Raw genomic sequence first — 5,540 nt, 5'->3', positions numbered from 1 at the left:
CACCAGGGGGTGGGGGCCCGTGCCTGGTTGAGTGGGGAGAGCGACGCCGTGGATGTTGAATTACGGGGCATTACCAAGCGCTTCGGGCCGGTTACGGCCAACGACAATGTCAATCTCACCATTCGCGCGGGCGAGGTGCTGGGCATGCTCGGCGAGAACGGCGCCGGCAAATCCACCATGATGAATATCCTTTCGGGGCTCTATTTCCCCGACGAGGGCGAAATCCTGATCGATGGCAAGCCGGTGGCCTTCAAGGGGCCGGGCGACGGCATCGCCGCCGGCATCGGCATGGTGCATCAGCATTTCATGCTGGTTCCCGTCTTCACGGTCGCCGAAAACGTCATCCTCGGCGTCGAGCCGACCGGACCTTTCGATTATCTCGATCTCGCGACCGCGCGAAAACAGGTGCGCGAGATCAACGAGAAATACGGCCTTCAGGTCGATCCGGACGCGCTGATCGAGGACTTGCCCGTCGGCATCCAGCAGCGCGTCGAGATCATCAAGGTGCTATTCCGTTCGGCGGAGGTGCTCATCCTCGACGAGCCGACCGCGGTGCTGACCCCGCAGGAAGTCGAGGACTTCTTCGAGATCGTCAAGTCGCTGCGCGACTCCGGCAAGGCGATCGTCTTCATCACTCACAAGCTGCACGAGATCCTCGAAATCGCCGACCGGATCAGCGTTCTGCGTGGCGGCAGGATCACCGGCGAGGGCGATCCGAAATCGCTGAGCGAACAGGAACTCGCCGAGATGATGGTTGGACGCCCGGTGTCCTTCGATGTCGAAAAAGGTCCGTTCAAGCCCGGCGAGACGCTGCTCGACGTCAGGGACCTCGTCGTGCTCAATGAGAATGACGACATCGTCGTCGATCATGTCGCCTTCCATGTCCGCTCGGGCGAGGTCGTCGGCATCGCCGGCGTCCAGGGCAATGGCCAGTCCGAGCTGATCGAGGCCTTGACCGGTCTCGCGCGTGCCTCCGCCGGGACGGTAAAGCTGCTTGACCGCGATATAACCCACGCTTCGGTGCGCGAACGCCATCGCATGGGCATGGCGCACATTCCCGAGGACCGCCACAGGTCCGGCATGATCTCCAATTTCACCGTTTACGAGAACATGGTGCTCAACACCTATTACGAGGATCGTTTCTCCTCCGGCCCGTCCATCAAGTGGCCGGAAGTGCTGAAGACGGCGGCACAATACGCGGTCGACTTCGACGTGCGTACGCCGTCGGTCTATCTCAAGGCCGGCAACCTGTCCGGCGGCAACCAGCAGAAGATGGTCGTCGCGCGCGAATTGGAACGCGAGACCAAGCTCGTCATCGCCTCGCAGCCGACGCGCGGCCTCGACGTCGGCTCCATCGAATATATCCACAGCCGCCTGATGGCCGCACGCGAGGAGGGTGACGGCGTCCTGATCGTCTCCTCCGAACTCGATGAGATCATGTCGCTCTCGGACCGTATCCTCGTCATGTTCGAGGGCAAGTTCGTCGCTGAGTTCGATGCGACCGCCGGACCGGTCGACAAGAATGCCGTTGGCCTTGCCATGGCGGGAGTGCACGCATGAGCGATACGACCAATCAGCAGGGCCTGGTCCAGGAACTTCTGCAGCGAGCCGCCCCCGGCCGCGCCGAGTTCGAGGATCTCGTAATCGTCCCGATCTTCGCCGTAGTCGTCGCCTTGATCGTCGGCGCCCTTATCATGCTGGCGACCGCCATTGATCTGGAGACCATCGGCCGTTCCTACCTCGCGCTGCTGCAGGGCTCCGTCGGCTCGCTCAACGCCATATCCGAGACGCTGACTTCGGCGATTCCCCTCGTGCTGGCCGGCCTCGGCCTCGCGCTCGGCTTCCGCGCCGGCCTGTTCAATATCGGCGCCGAGGGTCAGATCGTCGTGGGCGGCATTGCCGCCGTGATCGTCGGGTTTTCCTTCCCGAACTTGCCCTGGATCATCCACATGCCGATGGCCCTGATCGCCGGCGCGGTGGCCGGCGGCCTTTACGCCTCCATCGCCGGCTATCTGCGGGCTGCGACAGGTGCGCACGAGGTGATCACCACGATCATGCTCAATCTGAGCTCTTACCTGTTGCTCACCTATATGCTCGGCCTTGACTGGATGCAGCGTCCGGGCCGTTCCGACCCGGTCTCCAAATCTGTCCTGCCGAGCGCCCAGCTGCCGCGGCTCCTGACCGACATCGATCCGAACCTGCGCCTTCACGCCGGCATTTTCGTCATGATCGCGGCGGTTATCCTCGTCCACTGGCTCCTGTTCAAGACCAAGACCGGCTTCGAGTTTCGCGCCTCCGGCGAGAACCCTGACGCGGCCCGCTATGCGGGCATGCGCGCCTCGATGATCATCGTGTTCGCGATGGGAACCGCCGGCGCGCTCGCGGGGTTGGCCGGCGCCAACCAGGTGCTCGGGGTCTTGGAACGCGCCACGCCAGGCTTCTCGTCCGGCATCGGTTTCAACGCGATCTCGGTTGCCCTGCTTGGCCGCTCGCACCCGATCGGCGTGTTGTTCGCCGGCCTTCTCTTCGGCGCGCTGGAAGCCGGTGGCCGCCAGATGCAGGTGGATGCCGGCGTTTCGATCGACCTGATCAGCATCATTCAGGCACTCATCATCGTCTTCATCGCCGCGCCGCTTCTTGTCCGCGCGATCTTCCCTTGGGGTTTCCAGAAACCCGAGACGGGACGCAAGGAGTAACCGGCCATGACCGCCGCATCCACGACCGATACCGCGCCCGCCGCAAAAATGGACACCCACAAGGACCGCCAGGCGCGCATCTACGGCGTCGTGCTGATTGCGCTCGCGGTGCTCGTCGTCCTCGTTTTCGGCTACGGCACGGCAGGCGACGCGAGCTTCGGCCTCTCGCGTCCGCGCGACGCGTGGGTCTTGCCCAATCTCGTCATCCCCGCCGGACCGTTCAATTACGTCGCGGCAGCGATCCTCGCCTTTCTCGGCGCGCGCCAGTTTCTGCGCGGCGGCGCGAAATGGTCGACCGTCTCGATCGCTATCGGTCTGGCCATCACGGTCGCCGCCTTCCTGGTCTGGGCGACCGCCGGCAAGTCTTTTTCGCTCGTAGGCATGTTGCAGGCGACGATGGTGCGCGCCGTGCCGATCGCGCTGGGCGGCCTCGCCGGCGTGCTGTGCGAGCGCGTTGCCGTCGTCAACATTGCCATCGAGGGCATGCTGCTGGCCGGCGCGTTCACCGGCGCGCTTATGGGGTCATTGCTCGGCGGGTGGGGCGGCCTTGCCGCCGCCGTCGTCATCGGCGGCTTGTTCGGCTTCATCCTCGCCGCCCTTGTCGTCACCTACCGCATGGACCAGATCATCGCCGGCGTGGTGATCAATCTCTTCGTGCTCGGCGTGACCTCCTATGTCTCCAGCCAGGTCTTCGCCGAATACCGCTTCCTCAACAACGCGCCGGTCTTCCGCTCCTTCAAGATCCCGCTGCTCGGCGACATCCCGGTGATCGGCCCGATGCTGTTCAACCAGAACCTGTTCGTCTACGGCGCGCTTATCCTGGTCGGCGTTGCCACCTATTACCTGTTCTACACGCGCTATGGATTGCGCGCGCGCTCCGTCGGCGAGCATCCGCGCGCCGCCGACACGCTCGGCATCAACGTCTATCGCACCCGCTACATCAACGTGACGCTGGGCGGCATGGTCGCCGGCTTCGGCGGCGCATGGTTCACGCTCGGCACGGTCGGCCGTTTCGACGAGAACATGACCGGCGGCCGCGGCTTTATCGGCCTCGCCGCAATGATCTTCGGCCGATGGCATCCCGTCGGCGCCCTGTCCGCCGCGCTTGTCTTCGGTTTCGCGGATTCGCTACAGCAGAAGCTCGCGCTGTTGCGCACGCCGATCCCGTCGGAATTCCTGGCGATGGCGCCCTATATCGCGACGATCGTCGTCGTCGCCGGTTTCGTCGGACGCTCGCGTCCGCCGGCTGCCGATGGCAAGCCCTACGTCAAGGAATGATCGAAGCCTGTGTGCTGACGGACGAGCCGGCAATTCCGATTCTGGTTTGATCTGGGTCAAGGTTTCAGCGCCGCCCATATGCGCATTTGCGCATATGCGAAACAACCGGTGCGAACCGTGCCTGATCCCGTGAAGATACTGGCCGCCCTGGCGGAGCCGACGCGGTTTGCCGCGATGGCGATGCTGTCCGATGGCGGCGAACATTGCGTCTGTGAACTGATGCGGCGCCTCGGTGCCACTCAATCGCGCATGTCACGCCACATGAAGATCCTCAAGGATGCCGGTCTGGTGACCGACCGCCGCGACGCGCAATGGGTGCGCTACCGCCGCAACGCCGCGATGCCCGGCCCGGTCGCCGCGATCGTCGATGCTGCGCTGGGCGCGGCTGTACCCGAAAACCATGGCGAAAGGACAGCGGCATGAGCGCGCATACCGATACCTTGCCGGCACGCCCGCACGGTTCTCCCGGCTGGATCTGGACGCTCGGCGTCGCGGCGTTCGCCGTCGCATGGTGGCTCGTCTATCGCCAGCTCGTTCCGGTCTCCGAATGGCTGACCGGCCTTCTTCCGGTCGAGCGGCACAGCCACACCGGCGAGGCGTTTGCGTTTTTCTTCTACGATGTTCCCAAGGTCCTGATGCTGCTGACGCTCATCGTCTTCGCGATGGGCGTGGTGCGCTCCTTCTTCTCGCCCGAAAAGACCCGCGCCCTGCTCTCGGGCCGGCGCGAGGGCGCGGGCAATGTCATGGCGGCCGGTCTCGGCGTGCTGACGCCCTTCTGTTCCTGTTCCGCCGTGCCGCTGTTCATCGGCTTCGTCTCCGCAGGCGTTCCGCTCGGCGTGACCTTCTCGTTTCTCATTGCCGCGCCGATGGTCAACGAGGTCGCGCTCGGCCTGCTGTTCGGCCTCGTCGGCTGGAAGGTTGCCGTCACCTATCTCGGTTTCGGGCTCGGCGTCGCCATCGTTGCGGGCTGGGTGATCGGGCGGCTGCGTCTCGAAGGCTGGCTGCAGGAATGGGTCCGCAATATCCATGCCGGCGGGGTCGGCGAGATCCCGTCCGCCGAGCTGACCCTCGTCGACCGTTACCGCCAGGGGATCGAGGCGGTCCGCGAGATCGTCGCCAAGGTCTGGATCTGGATCATCGTCGGCATCGCCGCCGGCGCGCTGATCCACGGCTATGTTCCCGCCGACCTGATGGCCCGCATCATGGGTGCGGATGCCTGGTGGTCGGTGCCCGCCGCCGTGCTGATGGGCATCCCGATGTACACCAACGCCGCCGGCGTGATCCCGATCGTCGAGGCGCTTCTCGGCAAGGGCGCGGCGCTCGGCACGGTACTCGCCTTCATGATGAGCGTGATCGCCCTGTCGCTGCCCGAGATGATCATCCTGCGCAAGGTGCTGACGCTGAAGCTGATCGCGGTGTTCATCGGCGTCGTCGGCTGCGGGATCCTTGCGGTCGGCTACATTTTCAACCTCATTTTCTGACGGAGAAACACCATGAAACACGTGAAGGTCTTTGGTCCAGGCTGCAAGCGCTGCGAGACGACCGAGCAGATGGTCCGCGATGCGG

General features: G+C 64.5%; 5 protein-coding genes. All 5 read left to right on the top strand.

Annotation, left to right across the window (positions count from 1 at the left end):
* Positions 1-9 precede the first annotated feature (9 nt).
* The 5 genes from IG169_RS19895 (at position 10) to IG169_RS19875 (ending at position 5,455) form a co-directional block, all read left to right on the top strand.
* Positions 10-1,560, top strand: coding sequence for an ABC transporter ATP-binding protein (locus tag IG169_RS19895; protein WP_428982273.1), 1,551 nt, complete (start codon positions 10-12; stop codon positions 1,558-1,560).
* On the top strand, positions 1,557-2,696 hold the full coding sequence (locus IG169_RS19890) for an ABC transporter permease (RefSeq protein ID WP_193178014.1): 1,140 nt from the start codon (positions 1,557-1,559) through the stop codon (positions 2,694-2,696). The genes IG169_RS19895 and IG169_RS19890 overlap by 4 nt, the downstream gene beginning before the upstream one ends.
* Positions 2,697-2,702: 6 nt before the next feature.
* Entirely contained in the window at positions 2,703-3,974 is a 1,272-nt protein-coding gene (locus IG169_RS19885) for an ABC transporter permease (protein WP_193178013.1), read from the top strand.
* Between the two features lie 78 nt (positions 3,975-4,052).
* Positions 4,053-4,397: an ArsR/SmtB family transcription factor gene (locus IG169_RS19880; protein WP_193178012.1), complete on the top strand. Its 345-nt coding sequence runs from the start codon at positions 4,053-4,055 to the stop codon at positions 4,395-4,397.
* Positions 4,394-5,455 carry a permease gene (locus IG169_RS19875; RefSeq protein WP_193178011.1) on the top strand — a complete coding sequence of 354 codons (1,062 nt, stop codon included), beginning with the start codon at positions 4,394-4,396 and terminating at the stop codon, positions 5,453-5,455. The genes IG169_RS19880 and IG169_RS19875 overlap by 4 nt, the downstream gene beginning before the upstream one ends.
* The last annotated feature ends 85 nt before the right edge of the window (positions 5,456-5,540 follow it).

Origin of the sequence: Oricola nitratireducens (assembly GCF_014904745.1) — a bacterium.
Lineage (GTDB): Bacteria > Pseudomonadota > Alphaproteobacteria > Rhizobiales > Rhizobiaceae > Oricola > Oricola nitratireducens.
The sequence above is the reverse complement of the archived record's forward strand: the minus strand, read 5'-3'. Positions and strand labels throughout refer to the sequence as shown.

Excerpts from the sequence above, each read along its gene's own strand:
- IG169_RS19880 (WP_193178012.1), top strand. The coding sequence starts at position 4,053 with ATGCGCATTTGCGCATATGCGAAACAACCGGTGCGAACCGTGCCTGAT.
- IG169_RS19875 (WP_193178011.1), top strand. The coding sequence starts at position 4,394 with ATGAGCGCGCATACCGATACCTTGCCGGCACGCCCGCACGGTTCTCCC.
- IG169_RS19885 (WP_193178013.1), top strand. The coding sequence starts at position 2,703 with ATGACCGCCGCATCCACGACCGATACCGCGCCCGCCGCAAAAATGGAC.
- IG169_RS19890 (WP_193178014.1), top strand. The coding sequence starts at position 1,557 with ATGAGCGATACGACCAATCAGCAGGGCCTGGTCCAGGAACTTCTGCAG.